General features: G+C 66.6%; 14 protein-coding genes. 11 read left to right on the forward strand and 3 right to left on the reverse strand.

All coding sequences use genetic code 11. From position 1 onward, the window contains the following. Positions 1-194 precede the first annotated feature (194 nt). From ACEN9H_RS15170 to ACEN9H_RS15215, 10 genes are all read left to right on the forward strand, one after another. A complete protein-coding gene (locus tag ACEN9H_RS15170; RefSeq protein WP_413675428.1) occupies positions 195-1,589 on the forward strand; it encodes a protein adenylyltransferase SelO in 1,395 nt (464 codons plus the stop codon). A 21-nt stretch (positions 1,590-1,610) separates the two neighbouring features. Continuing rightward, entirely contained in the window at positions 1,611-2,006 is a 396-nt protein-coding gene (gene msrB, locus ACEN9H_RS15175; RefSeq protein WP_371771736.1) for a peptide-methionine (R)-S-oxide reductase MsrB, read from the forward strand. An 18-nt stretch (positions 2,007-2,024) separates the two neighbouring features. After that, positions 2,025-2,678, forward strand: coding sequence for a septation protein A (locus tag ACEN9H_RS15180; protein WP_056129630.1), 654 nt, complete (start codon positions 2,025-2,027; stop codon positions 2,676-2,678). Next, positions 2,675-2,950 carry a BolA family protein gene (locus ACEN9H_RS15185; RefSeq protein ID WP_036229424.1) on the forward strand — a complete coding sequence of 92 codons (276 nt, stop codon included), beginning with the start codon at positions 2,675-2,677 and terminating at the stop codon, positions 2,948-2,950. The genes ACEN9H_RS15180 and ACEN9H_RS15185 overlap by 4 nt, the downstream gene beginning before the upstream one ends. A gap of 113 nt (positions 2,951-3,063) precedes the next feature. Further along, a complete protein-coding gene (locus ACEN9H_RS15190; RefSeq protein ID WP_056129627.1) occupies positions 3,064-3,855 on the forward strand; it encodes a peptidyl-prolyl cis-trans isomerase in 792 nt (263 codons plus the stop codon). Between the two features lie 102 nt (positions 3,856-3,957). Next, entirely contained in the window at positions 3,958-4,737 is a 780-nt protein-coding gene (locus tag ACEN9H_RS15195) for a peptidylprolyl isomerase (RefSeq protein ID WP_056129624.1), read from the forward strand. 85 nt (positions 4,738-4,822) lie between these two features. Next, on the forward strand, positions 4,823-6,115 hold the full coding sequence (locus tag ACEN9H_RS15200) for a putative glycoside hydrolase (RefSeq protein WP_413675429.1): 1,293 nt from the start codon (positions 4,823-4,825) through the stop codon (positions 6,113-6,115). 134 nt (positions 6,116-6,249) lie between these two features. Then, positions 6,250-7,161: a nucleoside hydrolase gene (locus ACEN9H_RS15205; RefSeq protein WP_413675430.1), complete on the forward strand. Its 912-nt coding sequence runs from the start codon at positions 6,250-6,252 to the stop codon at positions 7,159-7,161. 73 nt (positions 7,162-7,234) lie between these two features. Then, entirely contained in the window at positions 7,235-7,594 is a 360-nt protein-coding gene (locus ACEN9H_RS15210) for a DUF1304 domain-containing protein (protein WP_413675431.1), read from the forward strand. Positions 7,595-7,610: 16 nt separating this feature from the next. Further along, a complete protein-coding gene (locus ACEN9H_RS15215) occupies positions 7,611-8,057 on the forward strand; it encodes a GNAT family N-acetyltransferase (protein WP_413675432.1) in 447 nt (148 codons plus the stop codon). Between the two features lie 45 nt (positions 8,058-8,102). Here the strand turns inward: ACEN9H_RS15215 and purL are convergent, their stop codons facing one another. Next, a complete protein-coding gene (gene purL / locus ACEN9H_RS15220; RefSeq protein ID WP_413675433.1) occupies positions 8,103-12,155 on the reverse strand; it encodes a phosphoribosylformylglycinamidine synthase in 4,053 nt (1,350 codons plus the stop codon). Positions 12,156-12,326: 171 nt separating this feature from the next. Between purL and ACEN9H_RS15225 the strand changes: the two genes are divergently transcribed. Then, the gene (locus ACEN9H_RS15225; protein ID WP_413675434.1) at positions 12,327-14,018 is read left to right on the forward strand and encodes a response regulator; all 1,692 of its coding nucleotides are present in this window, start codon (positions 12,327-12,329) and stop codon (positions 14,016-14,018) included. A 7-nt stretch (positions 14,019-14,025) separates the two neighbouring features. Here ACEN9H_RS15225 and ACEN9H_RS15230 read toward each other — a convergent pair whose 3' ends face one another. Together ACEN9H_RS15230 and ACEN9H_RS15235 are read right to left on the reverse strand one after the other, a co-directional pair. Further along, positions 14,026-16,143 carry a hypothetical protein gene (locus ACEN9H_RS15230; RefSeq protein ID WP_413675435.1) on the reverse strand — a complete coding sequence of 706 codons (2,118 nt, stop codon included), beginning with the start codon at positions 16,141-16,143 and terminating at the stop codon, positions 14,026-14,028. 44 nt (positions 16,144-16,187) lie between these two features. Beyond that, positions 16,188-19,817, reverse strand: a complete 3,630-nt coding sequence (locus ACEN9H_RS15235) for a hydantoinase B/oxoprolinase family protein (protein ID WP_413675436.1) — start codon at positions 19,815-19,817, stop codon at positions 16,188-16,190. Positions 19,818-19,846 lie beyond the last annotated feature (29 nt).

Genomic DNA, 19,846 nt, shown 5'->3' on the forward strand with positions numbered 1-19,846 from the left:
TTACCAAACGGTTACGGAATGTAACCCGGATAGGCCGCGCACGTCTTGCGCCCATAGAATCCGCGCGTGTGCGGTAAAATCCGCGCACGAAGAACCATTCAACCCGAGGAAGCGTTATCAGCACCCGCACCGCCGACGATCTGTCATTCGACAATGCCTTTGCCGAACTGCCGCCCGCGTTTTATACGCGCCTGATGCCGACGCCCCTGCCCGCGCCCTACTTTGTCGCGGCCAGCGCGCCGGCTGCGCGGCTTGTCGGGCTCGACGCCGCCGACCTCGCGCACGAGGATATCGTCGCCGTCTTCACGGGCAACCACGTCCCGCCCCGCTCGCAGCCGCTGGCCGCCGTCTATTCCGGCCACCAGTTCGGCCACTGGGCCGGCCAGCTGGGCGACGGCCGCGCGATCCTGCTGGGCGACATCGACGGCCCCGAGGGCCGCATGGAACTCCAGCTGAAGGGCGCGGGCATGACGCCGTACTCGCGCATGGGCGACGGGCGCGCCGTGCTGCGCTCGTCGATCCGCGAATTCCTGTGCTCGGAGGCGATGGCCGCCCTCGGCATTCCGACGACCCGCGCGCTGATGGTGACGGGTTCGAACAAGAGCGTGATCCGCGAAACGATGGAGACGGCCGCCGTCGTCACCCGCATGGCGCCGTCGTTCGTGCGCTTCGGTTCCTTCGAGCACTGGCGCTACCGCGACAAGCCGGAAGAACTGCGCACCCTGGCCGACTACGTCATCAAGACGTTCTATCCAGACCTGGCCGGCGCCCCCAATCCCTATCTCGCCCTGCTCGAGGAAGTCACGCGCCGCACGGCGCGGATGATCGCGCACTGGCAATCCGTCGGCTTCATGCATGGCGTGATGAACACGGACAATATGTCGATCCTGGGCCTCACGCTGGACTATGGCCCGTTCGGCTTCATGGAAGCGTTCGACGTCGACCACATCTGCAACCACACGGACCAGGGCGGGCGCTATTCGTACGCGAACCAGGTGCCCGTCGGCCACTGGAACTGCTATGCGCTGGCGAACGCCCTGCTGCCGCTGATCGAGGACCAGGAAGCGGCGCAGGCCGCCCTGGACGTGTATGTCGGCGCCTACGGCGAAAAGTTCGATCAACTGCTGCACGCCAAGCTCGGGCTCAAGTCGACGCAAGAGAACGACCGCGCGCTGGCCGACGACATGTTCAAGCTCATGCAGGCGAACCACGTCGACTTCACACTGTTCTTCCGCCGCCTGGGCGACCTGCGGCTGGACGAACCCGAAGCGGATGCGCCGCTGCGCGACCTGTTCCTCGACCGCCCCGCGTTCGACGCGTGGGCCGCCGGGTACCGCACGCGGCTGCGCCAGGAGGACAGTGTCGACGCCGAGCGCCGGCTTGCGATGCACGCCGCCAACCCCAAATACGTACTGCGCAACTACCTGGCCCAGGTGGCCATCGAAAAGGCGCAGAATGGTGACTTTGACGAAGTGCGCAGGCTGCTCGGTGTGCTCGAGCGTCCGTTCGACGAACAGCCCGGGAACGACGCCTACGCGGCACTGCCGCCGGACTGGGCGTCTCACCTCGAGGTGAGCTGCTCTTCCTGAAACGATGAAAAACGAGGGATCATGACCGACAAAGTGACGAAAACCGACGCCGAATGGCGCGCCCAGCTGGACCCGATGGAATACCAGGTCACCCGCCACGCGGCGACCGAGCGCGCGTTCACGGGCAAGTACTGGGACCACCATGAGCACGGCATCTACCACTGCGTGTGCTGCGACACGCCGCTGTTCGAATCGGACGCAAAATTCGAATCCGGCTGCGGCTGGCCCAGCTATTTCAAGGCCCTCGATCCGGACAACGTGATCGAGAAGGTCGACAGGACTCATGGCATGGTGCGCACGGAAATCATCTGCGCCGTCTGCGATGCCCACCTGGGCCACGTATTCCCGGACGGCCCGCCGCCGACCGGCCTGCGCTATTGCATCAACTCGGCCGCGCTCCGCTTCGAGCCGATCTGAACCAGGGGCGACGTACCGATGAAATTCCTGTTCGACCTGTTCCCGGTCATCCTCTTCTTCCTCGTCTATAAGGTCGCGGATGGCCACCAGGACGCGGCGCATGCGCTCGTCCAGCAGTACATGGGCGCCCTGATCTCCGGCGGCAGCGTCACGCCCGACCAGTCGCCGATCATCCTGGCCTCCGCGGTCGGCATCATCGCGACCATCCTGCAGATCCTGTACCTGCTGGCGCGCGGCCGCAAGGTGGACGGCATGCTGTGGTTGTCGCTCGGCGTCATCGTCGTGACGGGCGGCGCGACCATTTATTTCCACGATCCGGACTTCATCAAGTGGAAGCCGACGATCCTGTACTGGGCCTTCGCGCTGGCGCTGTTCGTCGCGCAGGTCGGCTTCCGCAACAACCTGATGCGCAAGGTGATGGAGGCGCAGATCCGCCTGCCGGACGCCGTCTGGGCCAAGGTCGGCTATGCATGGATGGGGTTCTTCGCCGCCATCGGCGTGTTGAACCTGGTGATGGCCTTTATCGTCTTCAAGGGCAACACGGGCGCGTGGGTGAACTTCAAGCTGTTCGGCATCACGGGCATCTTCTTCGCGTTCATCGTCATCCAGACCCTGATGCTGTCGAAGTACATCGAAGAACACGAACAGCCGCAGGGCAAGGGAGACGCATGATGGATGACCGCGTGGAACGCATCCGGCAGTCGCTCGATGCCGCATTGAGCCCGTCCGTACTGGAGGTCGGCGACGATTCGCACCTGCACGCAGGGCACCCCGGCGCGGCCTCCGGCGGTGGGCATTATCGAGTGAAAATCGTTTCCGAACGCTTCGAGGGACTGAGACTGGTCATGCGACATCGACTGGTATATGATGCCGTGCAAGGTATGATGCACACCGACATACATGCCCTGGCGATTACCGCCGTCGCGCCTTCGGAGCAGTCGTGACGCGTGTTTTTCGGAAGTCTTAAGTGAGATGTAAGTAAGTCGATCCAGAATCCGCTACGCACTACAAAAACTAATCAAATCTTCGTCCAAGCAACCCCCTCACAGGAAACAAAATGACTTTTAAGCCAGCACGGCTGCTGTTAGCCCTGATCGCTATCGCCGCATCGTTTGCGTACTCGCCTTCGTTTGCACAGAACCTCGCCGTGGTGAACGGCAAAGCCATTCCGTCGTCGCGCGCCGACGCGATCGTCAAGCAGGTCGTGGCGCAAGGCCAGGGCACCGACAGCCCGCAACTGCGTGACGCGATCAAGAAGGACCTGATCTCGCGCGAAGTGATGATGCAGGAAGCGATCAAGCAAGGCTACGACAAGAATCCTGAAGTCAAGGCGGCATTGGAGAACGCCCGCCAGACCATCGTGATCAACGCCCTCGCGCGCGACTACATCACGAAGCACCCGGTGTCCGACGCCGAAGTGAAGGCCGAGTACGACCGCTTCGCGAAGCAGACCGGCGACAAGGAATACCACGTGCGTCATATCCTGTTCGCGACCGAAGACGAAGCGAAGGCAGCCATCGCCAAGCTGAAGGGCGGCGCCAAGTTCGAAGACCTGGCCAAGGGATCGAAAGACACCGGCACCGCCAACAACGGCGGCGACCTGGATTGGGCCAGCCCGTCGTCGTTCCCGCCGGAATTCGCAGCGGGCTTCACCAACCTGCAGAAAGGCGCGATCACCGACACCCCGGTCAAGACCCAGGTGGGCTACCACGTGATCAAGCTGGACGACGTCCGTCCGGCCAAGCTGCCGACGCTGGACGAAGTCAAGCCGCAGATCTCCGAAGCGCTGACCCAGCAAAAGCTGGCCGCGTATCAAGAGGAAATGGTCAAGAAGGCAAAGGTACAGTAACATTGCAGCGCCGGCGGCTTCGCCCGCCGGTTTTCGTCGCCACGGCGACATTTCGTGTTGACCACCGGATCACCACCACCGGTTTTAGATAGGATCGAATAAATGATTGTGAAGCCAGCCCGCCTGTTGTTAGCCATGACCGCGATGGTAGCCCTGCCGTCGTTCGCGCAGAACGTTGCGACCGTCAATGGCAAGCCCATCCCCGCGGCCAAGGTTGACCAGGTGGTCAAGCAGGTCGTCGCCCAGGGCAAGGCAACCGATTCCCCGCAACTGCGCGAGGCAATCAAGAAGGACCTGATCGGCCGCGAAGTCCTGATCCAGGAAGCCGACAAGCAAGGCGTCGGCACCCGTCCGGACGTCAAGAACGCAATCGACAACGCCCGCCAGAGCATCATCATCAATGCGATGCTGGCCGATTACATCAAGAAGAACCCGGTCAAGGACGCCGACATCAAGGCCGAGTACGACAAGTACAAGGCGCAGATGGGCGACAAGGAATACCACGCCCGTCACATCCTGGTCGGCACGGAAGACGAAGCCAAGCAGATCATCGCCAAGCTGAAGGGCGGCGCCAAGTTCGAAGACCTGGCCAAGCAGTCGAAAGACCCGGGCTCGGCAGCGAACGGCGGCGACCTGGACTGGGCAAGCCCGGCCTCGTTCGTGCCTGAGTTCTCGAAGGCCATGACGTCGCTGAACAAAGGCCAGATCACGGAGACCCCGGTCAAGACGCAATACGGCTACCACGTGATCAAGCTGGAAGACGTCCGCGCCGCCAAGATCCCGCCGCTGGAAGAAGTCAAGCAGCAGGTCGCGGAATCGCTGCAGCAGCGCAAGCTGGCCGCGTTCCGTGAAGAGCTGATGAAGAAGGCCAAGATCCAGTAATCAGGTCACACCTGAACAAAGCGCTCCTCGTGGGCGCTTTTTTTTGACCAATTTGTTCGACCAAACAACAAAACGAGAGACGCCCATGAAACTTTCTCATTCCGCCGTACTGATCCTGTCCGCCCTGGCCGCCGGCGCGGCGACGGCAGCCGCCTCCCTGCCCCTCTACGTCGGCCAGCCGCTCGCCGGCGCCAAAGTCATGTTCGGCGACTTCGACGTGCAAAAGCCGCTGGACGGCGACGCCGGCCGCATGGACGACGATCCGAAGCTGAAGAACGCCGTCGTCGAAGCCCGCCGCACCAGCAAGGATGCGGCCGGCGACGCGCTCGGCCTGACGTGGAAGGACGCGTGGTTCTCGACCGTGCGCGTGGAGAGCGCACCGCTCGACCTGCGCCCCTACCTGGCCAAGGGCACGGTCTCGTTCGACCTGAAGGTGAACGAGCTGGCGAAGGGCGGCCTGAGCGTCCGTATGGACTGCGGCACCAACTGCGAGCGCAAGGTCGGCAACGTGATCCCCGCGCGCGCCGCCCAGGGCAAGGGCTGGCAGCACCTGAGCTACGCGCTGTCGTGCTTCCATCACAAAGGCGACGACTTCAGCGCGGTGACGAAACCGTTCGCGCTGGACGGCACGGGCGCCGGCGACGTCGAGATCGCCAACGTCCGCATCGACCCGGCCGGCAAGCCGAACCAGACGTGCCCCGACTACCGCACGGCCAGCGTGACGCCGGCGCCGCTGAACGAGTCGTGGTCGCTCGACTGGTGGATGCCGCGCCATGAAGAGAAACTGGCCGAGATCGCGCGCCGCAAGGCCGCCGGCGAGCGCACGGACCTCGTCTTCATTGGCGACTCCATCACGCACCACTGGGAAAAAGAGCAGCCGGAGCTCTTCAAAGCGTTCTACGGCAAGTACAATCCGCTGGACCTGGGCTATGGCGGCGACCGCACGGAAAACGTCCTGTGGCGCCTCCAGCATGGCGAGATCGACGGCATCGATCCGAAGGTCACCGTGCTGATGATCGGCACCAACAATACGGGCCACCGCGCCGAGGCGCCGGAACTGATCTTCGCCGGCATCAAGCGCGACGTCGCGGAGATCCGCAAGCGCCTGCCGAAGACGAAGCTCCTGCTCCTGGCGATCTTCCCGCGGGGCGAGAAACCGGACGACGGACAACGGGTGAACAACGAGAAGGTCAACGCGATGCTGCCGAAGCTGGCCGACAACCAGCACGTGTTCTTCCTGAACATGAACAAGGCGTTCCTGGCGCCGGACGGCACGCTGTCGAAGGACATCATGCCGGACCTGCTGCATCCGAATGCCGAAGGCTACAAGATCTGGCAGCGCGAGATGCAGCCGGAGCTGGACAAGCTGATGCGCTGAGGACCAGGGCCCCCGTGGATACCACCACCGTTCCGTTCCTTCGCCGCCGGGCCATCCTGCGTGCGGGCGTGGCCGCTGCGGCACTCCTGGGGACCCGATCCGTCCCTGCGCTTACCGCTGTACCGCGGCAGCGCGTGATCGTCGACAACGATTTCTCAGGCGATCCCGACGGCCTGTTCCAGCTGGCGCACCACCTGGCCTCGCCATCGGTCGAGATTCCCTTCGTGATCGGTTCCCACATCCACACGGGCGACTTTCTCGACGGCTCGACGCGACAACCGGAGAACGCCGTTGGCAAGGTGCGCGAGCTGTATGCGACGATGCGCCTGCCCGGACAACCGCCCGTCATCGCGGGCCGTGGCACGGCGTTGTCGAACGGTGAGCTGCCGGACATGACCGAGGCGGCCCGCGGCATCATCGCCGAAGCGACCCGTACGGATACGAAGTTGCCGCTCTATTATGCCGCCGGCGCCGGCCTGACGGACCTCGCGACGGCGTTGATGCTGGCACCGCGGATAAGCCGCAACCTGAAGCTCGTGTGGATCGGCGGGATGGAGCACGGCGACCTGCTACCGGGCGTTCCGCCACGCCACGACGCGGAATACAACCTCACCATCGATACGGTGGCCGCCCAGTGGGTGTTCAATCATAGCGATGTCGAGATCTGGCAGGTGCCGCGCAACGTGTACCGCCAGCTCATCGTCAGTCACGCGGAACTCGGCGGCGGCTTGCGCGACGCGGGCAAGCTCGGGACGTTCCTGATCCGGCAGCTGGAACGTGTTACCGCCCTCATGAAGGACGGCCTGGGCGAAACCTACATCCTTGGCGACAGCCCGCTCGTGACCCTCACCGCGTTGCAGTCGTCGTTCGAACCTGACAGCGCGTCGAGCGCCTACGTCGTGCGCCCGACACCGCGCCTGGCGGACGACGGGCGCTACATCGCGAATCCCAATGGCCGGCCCATGCGCGTGTACCAGACGATCGATACCCGGCTTACGTTCGCCGACATGGTTGCGAAGTTCGCGCAGGTGGGGCGCGTACAGTGAGCAGATGCAATTTGGAAACCCAAGCGCTTCCGGATGCGGTAGAGTAATTGCATTACCATCTTGCCGAACACGCATGCTGCTCATCGCCACCCTCCTCACCGCCATCGTCATCGCCATCCACGTCTACATCGTGCTGATCGAGACCGTCCTGTTCCGCACGCGCGGCAGGAAGGTGTTCGGCATCAAGGACGACAGGGTGGACACGCTCGCGCCGCTGATGTCGAACCAGGGTTGCTACAACGGCTTCCTGGTGGCGAGCCTGGCGGTGGGACTGCTGCACCCGAATCCGGCGATCGGGCGCGCATTCGCCGTGTTCGGGCTCGTGTGCGTGGCCGTCGCGGGCGTCTGGGGTGCGGCGACGGTGTCGCGCCGCATCCTCTTCGTCCAGACCGTGCCGGCCGCGCTGGCGCTGGCCGCATGGCTGGCGGCCTGACGCGGAGCGTACGCCGATGCTGAACTGGACTAAAGACAACTACCTGGTCTCGACCGACGACGCTCTCCTGCAGCTCGACGTCATTCACCAGAACCTCACCCGGACCACCTGGGCCGCGGGCATCGACGAGGCGACGGTACGCAACGCCGTCGCGCACAGCCTCAACTTCGGCCTGTACGACGGCGGCCGGCAGATCGGCTACGCCCGATTCATCACCGACCATGCGACGTTTGCCTACATGGCGGACGTGTTCGTCATCGACGCGTATCGCGGCAAGGGACTGGGGCGGTGGCTCGTCGAATGCATGCTGGCGTATCCCGGCGTCGCGCGCTACCGCCGGCTGCTGCTGGCGACGACGAGCGCGCCCTGGCTGTACGAGAAGCTCGGGTTCACGACGCCCGACAATCCGAAGCTCTTCTGGCACATCAACCGGCCCGGGATCTACCGACAGCGGCCGGAATGAAAAAGCGCTGCCGAGGCAGCGCTTTTTTCATGGAACCGACCGCGATCAGCCCACCCACTTCCGCGCATTCTGGAACATGCGCGCCCACGGCGAGTCCTCGCCCCAGCCGTCCGGATGCCACGACATCGTGACGGTACGCGCCACGCGCTCGGCGTGCGGCATCATCACCGTGAAGCGGCCGTCCGGCGTCGTGACGGCGGTCAGGCCTTCCGGCGAGCCGTTCGGGTTGAACGGATAGGCCTCGGTGGCGGCGCCGCGGTTGTCGATGTAGCGCAGCGCCTTCACGACCTGCGCGATGTCGCCGGTCTGCGAGAAGTCCGCGAAACCTTCGCCGTGCGCGATCGCCAGCGGCGCGTGCGTGCCCGCGAGATCCTGGAAGAAGATCGACGGCGAGTCCATCACCTCGACCATGCCGAAGCGCGCCTCGAACTGTTCCGACTTGTTGCGGGTGAACTTCGGCCATGCCTCGGCGCCCGGGATGATCGATTTCAGGTTGCTCATCATCTGGCAGCCGTTGCAGACGCCCAGGCCGAACGTGTCGCCGCGGCCGAAGAATTGCGCGAACGCCGCCTTCAGTTCCGGGTTGAACAGGATCGTCTTGGCCCAGCCTTCGCCGGCGCCCAACACGTCGCCGTACGAGAAACCACCGACGGCGATCAGGCCCTTGAAATCGTCCAGCTTCGCGCGGCCGGCGATCAGGTCGCTCATGTGCACGTCGACGGCCTTGAAGCCCGCCTGGTGCATCGCCCATGCCGTCTCGATGTGCGAGTTGACGCCCTGCTCGCGCAGGATCGCGACTGTCGGACGCGCACCGGTCGCAATGAACGGCGCGGCGATGTTCACGTTCGTGTCATGCACGAGCTTCGGGGTGAAGCCCGGATCCTGCTCGTCCAGCAGGCGCTCGTATTCCTGGTCCGCGCACGCCGGGTTGTCGCGCAGGCGCGCGATGCGCCAGCTCGTCTCGCTCCACAGGCGGTGCAGTTCGCTGCGGCGCTTGTTGTAGATGACCTTCGTGTCGCGCGTGAATTCCACGACGCCGCGGTCGTTCACTTTACCGATGATGTGGCTGCAGGCGCCCAGGTCGAACGCGCGCAGCACATTCATGACGTCCGATTTCTCGGCGGTCTTGACCTGCACGACGGCACCCAGCTCTTCGCTGAACAGCGCGCGCAGCGTGAGGTCGTTGCGGCGCTCGCCCACTTGCGCCGCCCAGTTCTTGGCGTCGCCGTGGTCGGACGCGTGCTCGCCTTCCATCGTCAGGATGTCGAGGTTCACCGAGACGCCGGCGCGGCCCGCGAAGGCCATCTCGCACAGCGTCGCGTACAGGCCGCCGTCCGAACGGTCGTGGTAGGCGAGCAGCTTGCCGTCGTTGTTCAGTTGCTGGATCGCCGCGAAGAAGGCTTTCAGGTCGGCCGGGTTGTCGACGTCCGGCGTGTCGTTGCCCAGCTGCTGCGTCACCTGCGCCAGCGCGGAGGCGCCGAGGCGGTTCTTGCCGCGGCCCAGGTCGATGAGGATCAGCGACGTGTCGCCGAGGTCCGTGCGGAGTTGCGGCGTCAGCGTCTTGCGGACGTCGGTGACGGGCGCGAAGCTCGACACGATCAGCGACACCGGCGAGACGACGGCCTTGTTCTCGCCGTCTTCATTCCACGTCGTCCGCATCGACAGGGAGTCCTTGCCGACCGGGATCGAGACGCCCAGCGCCGGGCACAGCTCCATGCCGACGGCCTTCACGGTGTCGAACAGCGCGGCGTCCTGGCCCGGCTGGCCGCATGCGGCCATCCAGTTCGCGGACAGCTTGATGGCGGCGATGTCGGCGATCGGCGCGGCGGCGATATTCGTGATCGCCTCGCCGACGGCCATGCGGCCCGACGCGGCCGCGTCGATGACGGCGACCGGCGTACGTTCGCCCATCGCCATCGCTTCGCCCTTGTAGCCTTCGAAGCTCAGCGTGGTGACGGCGCAATCGGCCACCGGCACCTGCCACGGGCCGACCATCTGGTCGCGCACGCTCATGCCGCCGACGGTCCTGTCGCCGATGGTGATCAGGAACGATTTGTCGGCGACGGTCGGCAGCAGCAGCACGCGGCGCGCCACTTCTTCCAGGTCCAGGCCCGTCACGTCGACCGGCTTGAACTGCTCTTTCACGTGCTCGACGTTGCGGTGCATCTTAGGCGGCTTGCCCAGCAGGACGTCCATCGGCATGTCGACCGGCGAGGCGCCTCCATCCTTTTCTGTGATCGGGTCGATCAGGCGCAAACGGCGCTCTTCCGTGGCAACACCGACCGCGGCGAACGGGCAGCGCTCGCGTTCGCAGATAGCGGCGAAGCGCGGCAGGTCGTCCGGCGCGATGGCCAGCACGTAGCGCTCCTGCGATTCGTTGCTCCAGATTTCCTTCGGCGACATGCCGCTCTCTTCCAGCGGCACCTTGCGCAGGTCGAACGTGGCGCCGCGCCTGGCGTCGTTCGTGATTTCCGGGAAGGCGTTCGAGATGCCGCCCGCGCCCACGTCGTGGATCGAGATGATCGGGTTCTCGGCGCCCAGCTGCCAGCAGCTGTTGATGACTTCCTGCGCGCGGCGCTCCATCTCCGGGTTGCCGCGCTGGACCGAGTCGAAGTCCAGGTCGGCCGTGTTCGTGCCCGTCGCCATCGACGACGCGGCCGCGCCGGCCATGCCGATGCGCATGCCCGGACCGCCCAGCTGCAGCAGCAGGCTGCCGACCGGGATGTCGTTCTTGTGCGTGTGTGCGTCCGAGACGTTGCCGATGCCGCCCGCGATCATGATCGGCTTGTGGTAGCCGAACACGGTATTGCCGTTGATGGCGGTCGGGCCGACGTTCTGCTCGTAGACGCGGAAATAGCCGCCGAGGTTAGGCCGGCCGAATTCGTTGTTGAAGGCGGCGCCGCCCAGCGGGCCGTCGACCATGATCTGCAACGGCGACGCGATGCGTTCCGGCTTGCCGTACACCGTAGCGCTGCCCGTCTTGTCGGCCGAGTTCACGTTGGCCGCGTTTTCCCACGGCTGCACGGCGTCCGGCAGGTACAGGTTCGACACCGTGAAGCCGGTCAGGCCGGCCTTCGGCTTGGCGCCGCGGCCCGTCGCGCCCTCGTCGCGGATCTCGCCGCCGGCGCCGGTGGAGGCGCCCGGGAACGGGGAAATCGCGGTCGGGTGGTTGTGGGTCTCGACCTTCATCAGCGTGTGCGTCAGCTGCGTGACCGGCGCGTATTCCTGGCTGCCGGCCTGCGGATAGAAGCGCAGCGCCTCCGCGCCTTCCATGATCGCCGAGTTGTCGCTGTACGCGACGATCGTGCCCTTCGGCTGCAGCTGGTGCGTATTCTTGATCATCTGGAACAGGGATTTGTCCTGTTTCGCGCCGTCGATGGTCCACTCGGCGTTGAAGATCTTGTGGCGGCAGTGCTCCGAGTTCGCCTGCGCGAACATCATCAGCTCGACGTCCGTCGGGTTGCGCTGGACGCGGGCGAAGGCCTCGAACAAATAGTCGATCTCGTCCTCGGCCAGGGCGAGGCCCATCGTGGCGTTCGCTTCGACGAGGGCGTCGCGGCCGCGGCCCAGCACGTCGATCTGGTCCAGCGGGCGGCTTTCCAGCTCCGTGAACAGGGCCTGCGCCTGGTCGGCACTGCGCAGCACCGTTTCGGTCATGCGGTCATGCAGCAGCGCGGCGACGGCCTGGATCTCGTCGTCGGCCAGCTTCTTCGGCGCGCCGAAGCCCGTGCCGAGGATGCCGCTCTTCAGGACGACCTTGAACGCGACGCCGCGCTCGACGCGGTGGATGTGGGCCATGCCGCAGTTATGGGCGATGTCGGTCGCTTTCGACGCCCACGGCGAGATGGTGCCCAGGCGCGGGATCACGAAGAATTCCTCGGTGACGCCCTCGTACTGCGTTTCCGGCACGGGCTCCCCATAGGTGAGCATGGCCGTCAAGCGCTCGGTGTCCTCCGTGGACAGGGGGGCGCTTGCGTCGATGAAGTGGTAGTAGCGCGCCGACACGTCGGCAATCGTCGGGGCGACGGCTTGCAGTTGCGTGAGAAGGCGTTGGCTACGGAAGGCAGAGAGGGCGTTGGAACCCGGCAGAATCAACATGGCTTGGAAGTCGGTTGATGCAGCGTGGCTGCGGGTGAAAGAAGCCCGGTATTATACAGCGTTGCCCCCTTCCCCGTCTGGCATGAGGCCCGCACCGGAGGCAAAAAGTTGCCGACCTTGCAGCTTAGCGGTATCGTAGTGTCGAAAAAACCCTGACGGTTTCCGAGACGCATGCCAGAAAACAGCTCATCCAGCCCGGCCGGCACGACGCAGAACGCGCAGATCAACAATCAGTTGAATGCGCAACTGAGCGTTCTCATCGTCGACCCGAACCCGGCCCTGCGGGCGAACCTGCAGAACATGCTCAACCAGGCGGGCGTGACGCGCATCGAGTCCGCCGTCAACGCGAGCACCGCGATCAAGGCGCTCGGCCGCAAGTCCTTCGACATCGTCCTGTGCGAGTACGACCTCAGCGGCGGAACGGCGAACGCCGAAGGCCAGGACGGCCAGCAGCTGCTGGAAGACCTGCGCCACCACCGCCTCATCGCGCCCTGGGCCATCTTCATCATGCTGACGGCGGAAGGCGCGTACGGCAAGGTGGTCAGCGCGGCCGAGCTCACGCCCACGGACTACATCCTGAAGCCGTTCACGGCGCAGGCGCTGCACCAGCGCATCCAGAAGGCCGTCGCCCGCCGCGCCGCCCTGCTCCCCGTGTACCAGCTGATCGCGCAGGCGCGCCCGCGCGAAGCGATCGACGCCGCTATCGAATCGGCCCGCACGCGCCCGCACTACGCCCTCGATTTCGCGCGGCTGCGCGCGGAACTGCACGTGTCGCTGAAGGAGCACGAACTGGCCGAAACCGTCTACCGCGACGTGCTGGCCGAAAAGCCGGTGGGCTGGGCACGGCTAGGGCTCGCTCGCGCCATCGCCGCCCAGGGCCGCATGGACGAAGCGATCCCGCTGCTGGAACACGTCGTGGCCGAGAACCCGCGCCTGATGGCCGCCTACGACCTGCTCGCGCGCTGCCAGCAGGAGCGCGGCGACGCGGCACTCGCCAAGAAGACGCTGGAAGACGCCGTCGCCATCTCGCCGTACGTCGTGCGGCGCCTGCGCCGGCTGGGCGAGGTGGCGCTGGAAGCGGGCGACGCGGACGGCGCCGAGAAATCGTTCCGGCAAGTCGTGACGCGTTCCCGTTATTCCGAATTCCGCAACCCCGAAGACCACGTGAACCTCGTCCGGGCGCTCGTCGGCAAGGGCGACCCGGCCGGCGCGTCGACCGTGATCCGCGACCTCGAACGCTCGCTGCGCGGCACGCCGGCGGCCGATGCGTGCAAGGCCATCTCGGTGGCGCTGTTGCACGACCTGGCCGGCAACGGCGCGGCGGCCGTCAAGGAGCTCAAGCTCGCGGTGGACGCCGTGCGCGCGGGCGGCGCGCTGTCGCCCACTATGCGCGTGGGCCTTGCGCAAACCTGCCTCGCGCACCGCATGGACGACGAGGCGTCGGAAGTGATGCTCGGCGCGCTGAACGGCGGCGACGACGCGCTGTCCGCGCAGCAGGCGCTGAACGTGTTCGTGCGCGCGGGCCGGCCCGACCTGGCGGACGGCATGGGCAAACAGTTGCGCGCCCAGGCCCAGATCCTGCTGGGCGTCGCGGACGAGAAGCGCAACATGGGGGACGTGCGCGGCGCCGTCCAGACCCTGCTGGAAGCGCTGCACATGGCGCCGAACAACCTGCAGGTGATGATCGCCGTCGTCGGCGGCGTCCTCCGCCAGATCATGGAGATGGGCTGGGACCACCCGCTGGCCGCGCTGTCGGAAGAACAGCTGGAGCATATCCGCGCGCTCGATCCCGCGCATCCGCGGCTCGCGGCGCTGGATGCGGAGATGGAGGCGGCGAAGCGGAAGTACGGTATTTCGACCTGATCGCCAATCAGCGCTTGCGGGCGTACAGCGGCGCCTGTCCCGGCAACGGCTTCGTCGGCGCCGGCAGCGCGCCGTCGACGCGGTTGACCACGACGTCGCGGTAGTACGGCATGCCGAGGCCTGTCTGCGCCGGTCCCGCCAGCAGGCCGGCCATGCCTTTGCCGTACATGGCATCGGTCGCCTCCACCACCGGTTTGCCGTCGACGTAGCCGCGGATGCGCGTCCCGCTGAACTGCAGTTTCAACGTATGCCAGCGATCGGCGGCCACACCGGCCAGCGGCGCCGACGCCAGCACCTTCTCTCCGCCCTCCGCCGCATCGTTCGCCGCCTTGATCAGCGCCTGCTGCTCGGCATCGCCGACGAGCGCCTTCTTGTCCACCTTGCCGCGCACGACGACGAGCCGCACCTCGCCCGCGCCGTCCAGTTCCAGCAGATAGCCTTTCGGGATCGCGCCGTAGCCGCTGCCCACGTCGTTGATGCGGCCCATCACGGCGGCCGATTCGCCGCGGCCCACCCTCACGTCCGCGCTGACCTCGTAGTCGGTCCAACCGTCGTCGCCGAGGATCGTGTACGGCTTCCAGTCCGGCGCCCACGAATGCGGCCTCACGGGCACGCCCTGGTGCAGGCACGTGCGCCGGTCGCCGGGGCACGGCGCCAGCTCGAACGCGCCTTCGATGTCGGCGAAGTAGCGCGGCAGATAACCCCATGCGCGCGCATCCCGGTAGTCATCGAAGTTTGCACGGTACGGGAACGGAAAGGCCTGCTGCGCGGGCACGCCGGCGAATCCGCCCTTTTGCTGGCCGCGCGTGGTCGTCAGCGAATATATCGCGTCCGGATCGACCGTCAGCGCCACCGCGCCGCCCTCCGGATGCAGGTCCGCCACGTGCACGAACTGCGCCCGCGCGTCGCTGCGCCACACGGCCACGTCGGCCGTCGACAGGCCGGCGCCGACCGCCACGCGCACCGTCTGCGGCGCTTTCGCCTGGCGCGTCTCGATGATCACGCTGTAGTCCGCGCCCGGCGATTTCAGCGTCACGTAGCTGCCGCCGTCCTGCAACGCGCCGCTGCCCAGCGGCACATACGTCCACCCGGCCGCCGTGAACTGGCCGTAGTGCGCATAGGCCCACAGCTGCGGATTCACCTCGTAGTGGCCGCTCCACGGCCAGTTCGCGCGGATCGCCGCCTCCTTCACACCCGAATACGGCTCCAGCGTGTACAGGCCCGCGATGCCGTACCAGTTGACGATCTTCGTCACGCCGCTGTCGATCCAGTTGCGGTTGAACGCCTGGACGATTCCCAGCGCGCCGTCGAAGCCGGCCACGTAGACGTGCTGCTCGGTATTCCAGATCGGCTTGCCCATGCCGGCCGCCGCCTCGCGCACCCACGTGGGCACGATGTATTCGGGCGCGTTGATGTGGGCACCGAGGATGTCGATCGCGTCGCGCAGGCCCGGGTCCTTCGGCATGTCCTTCACGAAATCGAATTTATCGTCGGGCCAGTTGTCGAAGCTGTGCAGCTTCACGTTGGGGAATCCGCCGGCATCGAGGCGCGCGCGCAGCGTCTTTGCGAAATCGTAGCTGACGCCCCGTTCGTTGCGGCTGCCGATCGCGTCGAGTTCGAGCCCGTACACGTCGCGCAGGCCTTTCAGCCAGCTGACGTAGTAGTCGGCGCCGTCGGGCGAAAAGAAGTCGCGGTTGCCGCCGTCGCCGATCCAGCCGGGCGCGCTCCACGCGGCAGCGTCCAGGGTCAGCGCGGGATTGCGCCGCTTCGCCTCGCGCAGCACCCACCACGTGTAGCCGCGGCCGTAGTCGACGTCGGCGCGCGTATGCCGATGGCTGGGCATGGCGCCCTGCGTGGAATTGCCGTCGCCCGGAATCTCGACGATCAGCGCGCTGATCGAGGCGCCGAACTTCGGCTTGTACATCAGGTCGAGGATCTGGCTGCGCTGCGGCTCGGGATAATCCTTCAGCAGCACCGACGTCGCCCCGCCGCCGTCGACCACGCCGATGCCGTCGAAGCGGGTGCCGGGCGCGCGGCCGTCGAGCGTGATGGTCTGGACGCCGGCAAAGGCAGGCAGCGCCGCGGTCAGCGCCAGGGAAAGCAGGAGGGTTCGTCGCGTAGTCATGGCCGAAGTATGGGCCGCGGCTTACGCAAAGAACAATTCCGATTTCATATGGGCGTTTGCGAAAATGGCATACCTGCGGCGTCGCCATACCCGCCGCCGCCCGGCGTCTCGATGACGAACACGTCGCCGGCCCCCATCTCCGCCTTGCCGATGTGCCCCAGTTCCTCGACGCGTCCGTCGGCCCGCTCCACGAGATTGCGACCGCGCGCGCCGGGCGCGCCGCCGGCCATGCCGAACGGCGCGTGGATGCGGTTGTTGGACAGGATCGCCGCCGTCATCGGTTCGAGGAAGCGGATGCGCCGCACGCCGCCGTTCCCGCCGTGCCAGCGCCCCGCCCCGCCGGAACCGGCGCGGATCGCATAACTCTCCAGGCGGACGGGAAAACGGAATTCCAGGATCTCCGGGTCCGTCAGCCGGGAGTTCGTCATATTGGTCTGCACGACGTCCGTGCCGTCGAAGCCCGGCCCCGCGCCGGAGCCGCCGGAGATGGTCTCGTAATACTGGTAGCGCGCATTCCCGAACGTGAAGTTGTTCATCGTGCCCTGCGCCGCCGCCATGACGCCGAGCGCGCCGTACAGCGCGTTCGTGATGCACGTCGACGTCTCCACATTGCCCGACACCACCGACGCCGGATAGTGCGGATTGAGCATGGAGCCCGGCGGGATGATCACCTTCAGCGGCTTCAGGCAGCCCGCGTTCAGCGGGATCTCGTCGTCGACCAGCGTGCGGAACACGTACAGCACCGCCGCCATGCAGACTGCGGACGGCGCATTGAAATTGTTCGGCAGCTGGCCGGACGTGCCCGTAAAATCGATCTCCGCGCTACGCGCCGCGCGGTCGACGCGGATCGTCACTTCGATACGCGCGCCGTTATCGAGCTCGTTGACGAAGTGCCCGTCCGCCAGCGCCGTGATCACGCGCCGCACGGCTTCCTCGGCATTGTCCTGCACGTGCCCCATGTAGGCGCGCACGACGTCCAGGCCGTACAAGGCGACCATCTTGCGCAGCTCGTCGACACCCTTCTGGTTCGCCGCCACCTGGGCCCGCAAGTCCGCCAGGTTCTGGTCCGGATTGCGCGCGGGCCAGCGCGCGCCGGCCAGCAGGGCGCGGGTTTCGGCCTCGCGCAGCACGCCGTCCGCGCCGTCGACCAGCTTGAAATTGTCGATCAGGACGCCCTCCTCCTCGATGTGCGTGGAGTCGGGCGGCATCGAGCCCGGCGTCGTGCCGCCGATGTCCGCGTGGTGGCCGCGCGAGCCCACGTAGAACAGGATGTCCCTGCCCGCCGCGTCGAACACGGGAGAAATGACCGTCACGTCGGGCAGGTGCGTGCCGCCGTTGTACGGGTCGTTCAGCACGTACACGTCACCCGCCTTCATCGTCCCTGCGTTCTTGCGCATCACGGCCTTGATGCTCTCGCCCATCGACCCGAGGTGCACGGGCATGTGCGGCGCGTTCGCGACGAGGTTGCCGTCCGCGTCGAAGATGGCGCAGCTGAAGTCCAGGCGCTCCTTGATGTTGACGGAGTACGCCGTGTTCTGCAGGCGCAGGCCCATCTGCTCGGCGATGGACATGAACAGGTTGTTGAAGATCTCCAGCATCACCGGATCGACCGACGTGCCGATCGCGTGGCGCTGCGGCAGCGCGTGCACGCGGCGCAGCACGAGGTGGTTGTACGCCGTGACCTCGGCGCGCCAGCCCGCCTCCACGATCGTCGTCGCATTCGCTTCCGCGATGATGGCCGGGCCGTCGATGACGTCGCCCGGCGCGATGTCCTGGCGGCGGTACACGCCCGTGTCGCGCCACGCGCCGTCCGCATACATCCTTACCGTTTCGAACGCCGGCGCGGCGCTGGCGCGCGCGACGATGTCCACCGGCTGCTCGGGCGGCGCATCGGAGCGCCCCAGCGCTTCCACCGACACAGCTTCCACGACGAGCGCCTTGCCCGGCATGAGGAAGGAAAAGCGCCGGCGGTACGCCTGCTCGAATTGCGCCTGCAACGCGGCGCGATCGCCATCCGGCACGACGATGGCGGAATCCGTGCCCTCGTAGCGCAGGTGCACGCGCCGCAGCACGTCGATGCGCTCCGGCGCCACGCCCTGCGCCGCGAGGTCGGCGCGCGCCGCCTCGGCCAGCGCATCCAGCCCGGCCGCCAATGCATCGGGGCCGACGTCGTCCAGCCGGCGTTCGACGGCCCGCTCGCGCATCGCGCCCTGGTCCGCGAGGCCCATGCCGTAGGCCGAGAGCACGCCCGCCAGCGAGTGGATGAACACCGTCTTCATGCCCAGCGCGTCCGCGACGAGGCAGGCGTGCTGCCCGCCAGCCCCGCCGAAACTCGTGAGCGCGTAGTCCGTGACGTCGTGCCCGCGCTGCACGGAGATCTGCTTGATCGCGTTGGCCATATTGCCCACGGCGATGCGGATGAAGCCCTCGGCGACGGCTTCGGGCTGCGGCCGCGTCCCGGTCGCGCGTTCGACGTCGGCGGCCATCGCGTCGAAGCCGGCACGCACGGCGGCGGCGTCGAGCGGCTGGTCGGCGCCAGGGCCGAACAGGTGCGGGAAGTGCCGGGGCTGGATCTTGCCGAGCATGACGTTGCAGTCCGTGACGGCCAGCGCTCCGCCGCGCCGGTAGCTCGCGGGACCGGGATTCGCGCCGGCGCTGTCCGGTCCCACGCGGTAGCGGCTGCCGTCGAAATGCAGGATCGAGCCGCCGCCCGCGGCGACGGTGTGGATGCTCATCATGGGCGCGCGCATGCGCACGCCGGCGACCTGGGTCTCGAACACGCGCTCGAATTCACCCGCATGATGCGACACGTCGGTCGACGTGCCGCCCATGTCGAAGCCGATGATGCGCTCGAAGCCGGCCAGGCGGCTCGCGCGCACCATGCCGACGATGCCGCCGGCGGGGCCGGACAGGATGCTGTCCTTGCCCTGGAACGCGCGCGCATCCGCCAGGCCGCCGCTGGACTGCATGAATTGCAGGTTCACGCCCGGCAGCTCGGACGCCACCTGGTCCACGTAGCGGCGCAGGATCGGCGACAGATACGCATCCACGACCGTCGTGTCGCCCCGCGCCACGAGTTTCATCAATGGACTCGTCGCGTGCGACACGGACACCTGCGTAAAACCGATGGCGCGGCCGATGCGCGCGACGGCGTCCTCGTGCTGGTGGTAGCGATAGCCGTGCATGAACACGATGGCGAGCGCGCGGATGCCGGCGTCGTACGCCGCCTGCAGGTCGCGCCGCGCGGCCGCCTCGTCGAGCGGCACGACGACGTCGCCGTGGGCGCCGATGCGTTCCTCGACTTCGATCACGCGGCCGTACAGCAGCTCGGGCAGCACGATGTGCCGGTCGAACAGGCGCGGACGGTTCTGGTAGGCGATGCGCAACGCGTCACGGAAACCCCGCGTGATCGCGAGCACGGTGGGCTCGCCCTTGCGCTCCAGCAGCGCATTGGTCGCGACCGTCGTACCCATCTTGACGGCCTCGACCTGTCCGGCGGGGATGGGCGCGCCGGGTGCCAGCCCGAGCAGGTGGCGGATGCCCGCCACGGCCGCGTCCCGGTACTGTTCAGGATTTTCCGAGAGCAGCTTGTGCGTGACGAGGCTGCCGTCGGGCCGGCGCGCCACGATGTCGGTGAACGTACCGCCGCGGTCGATCCAGAACTGCCAATCCATCGTATGTCCCCAGAAAGTCATCGAGCGGC

It is taken from the genome of Massilia cellulosiltytica (assembly GCF_047325105.1).
GTDB lineage: Bacteria > Pseudomonadota > Gammaproteobacteria > Burkholderiales > Burkholderiaceae_D > Telluria > Telluria orientalis.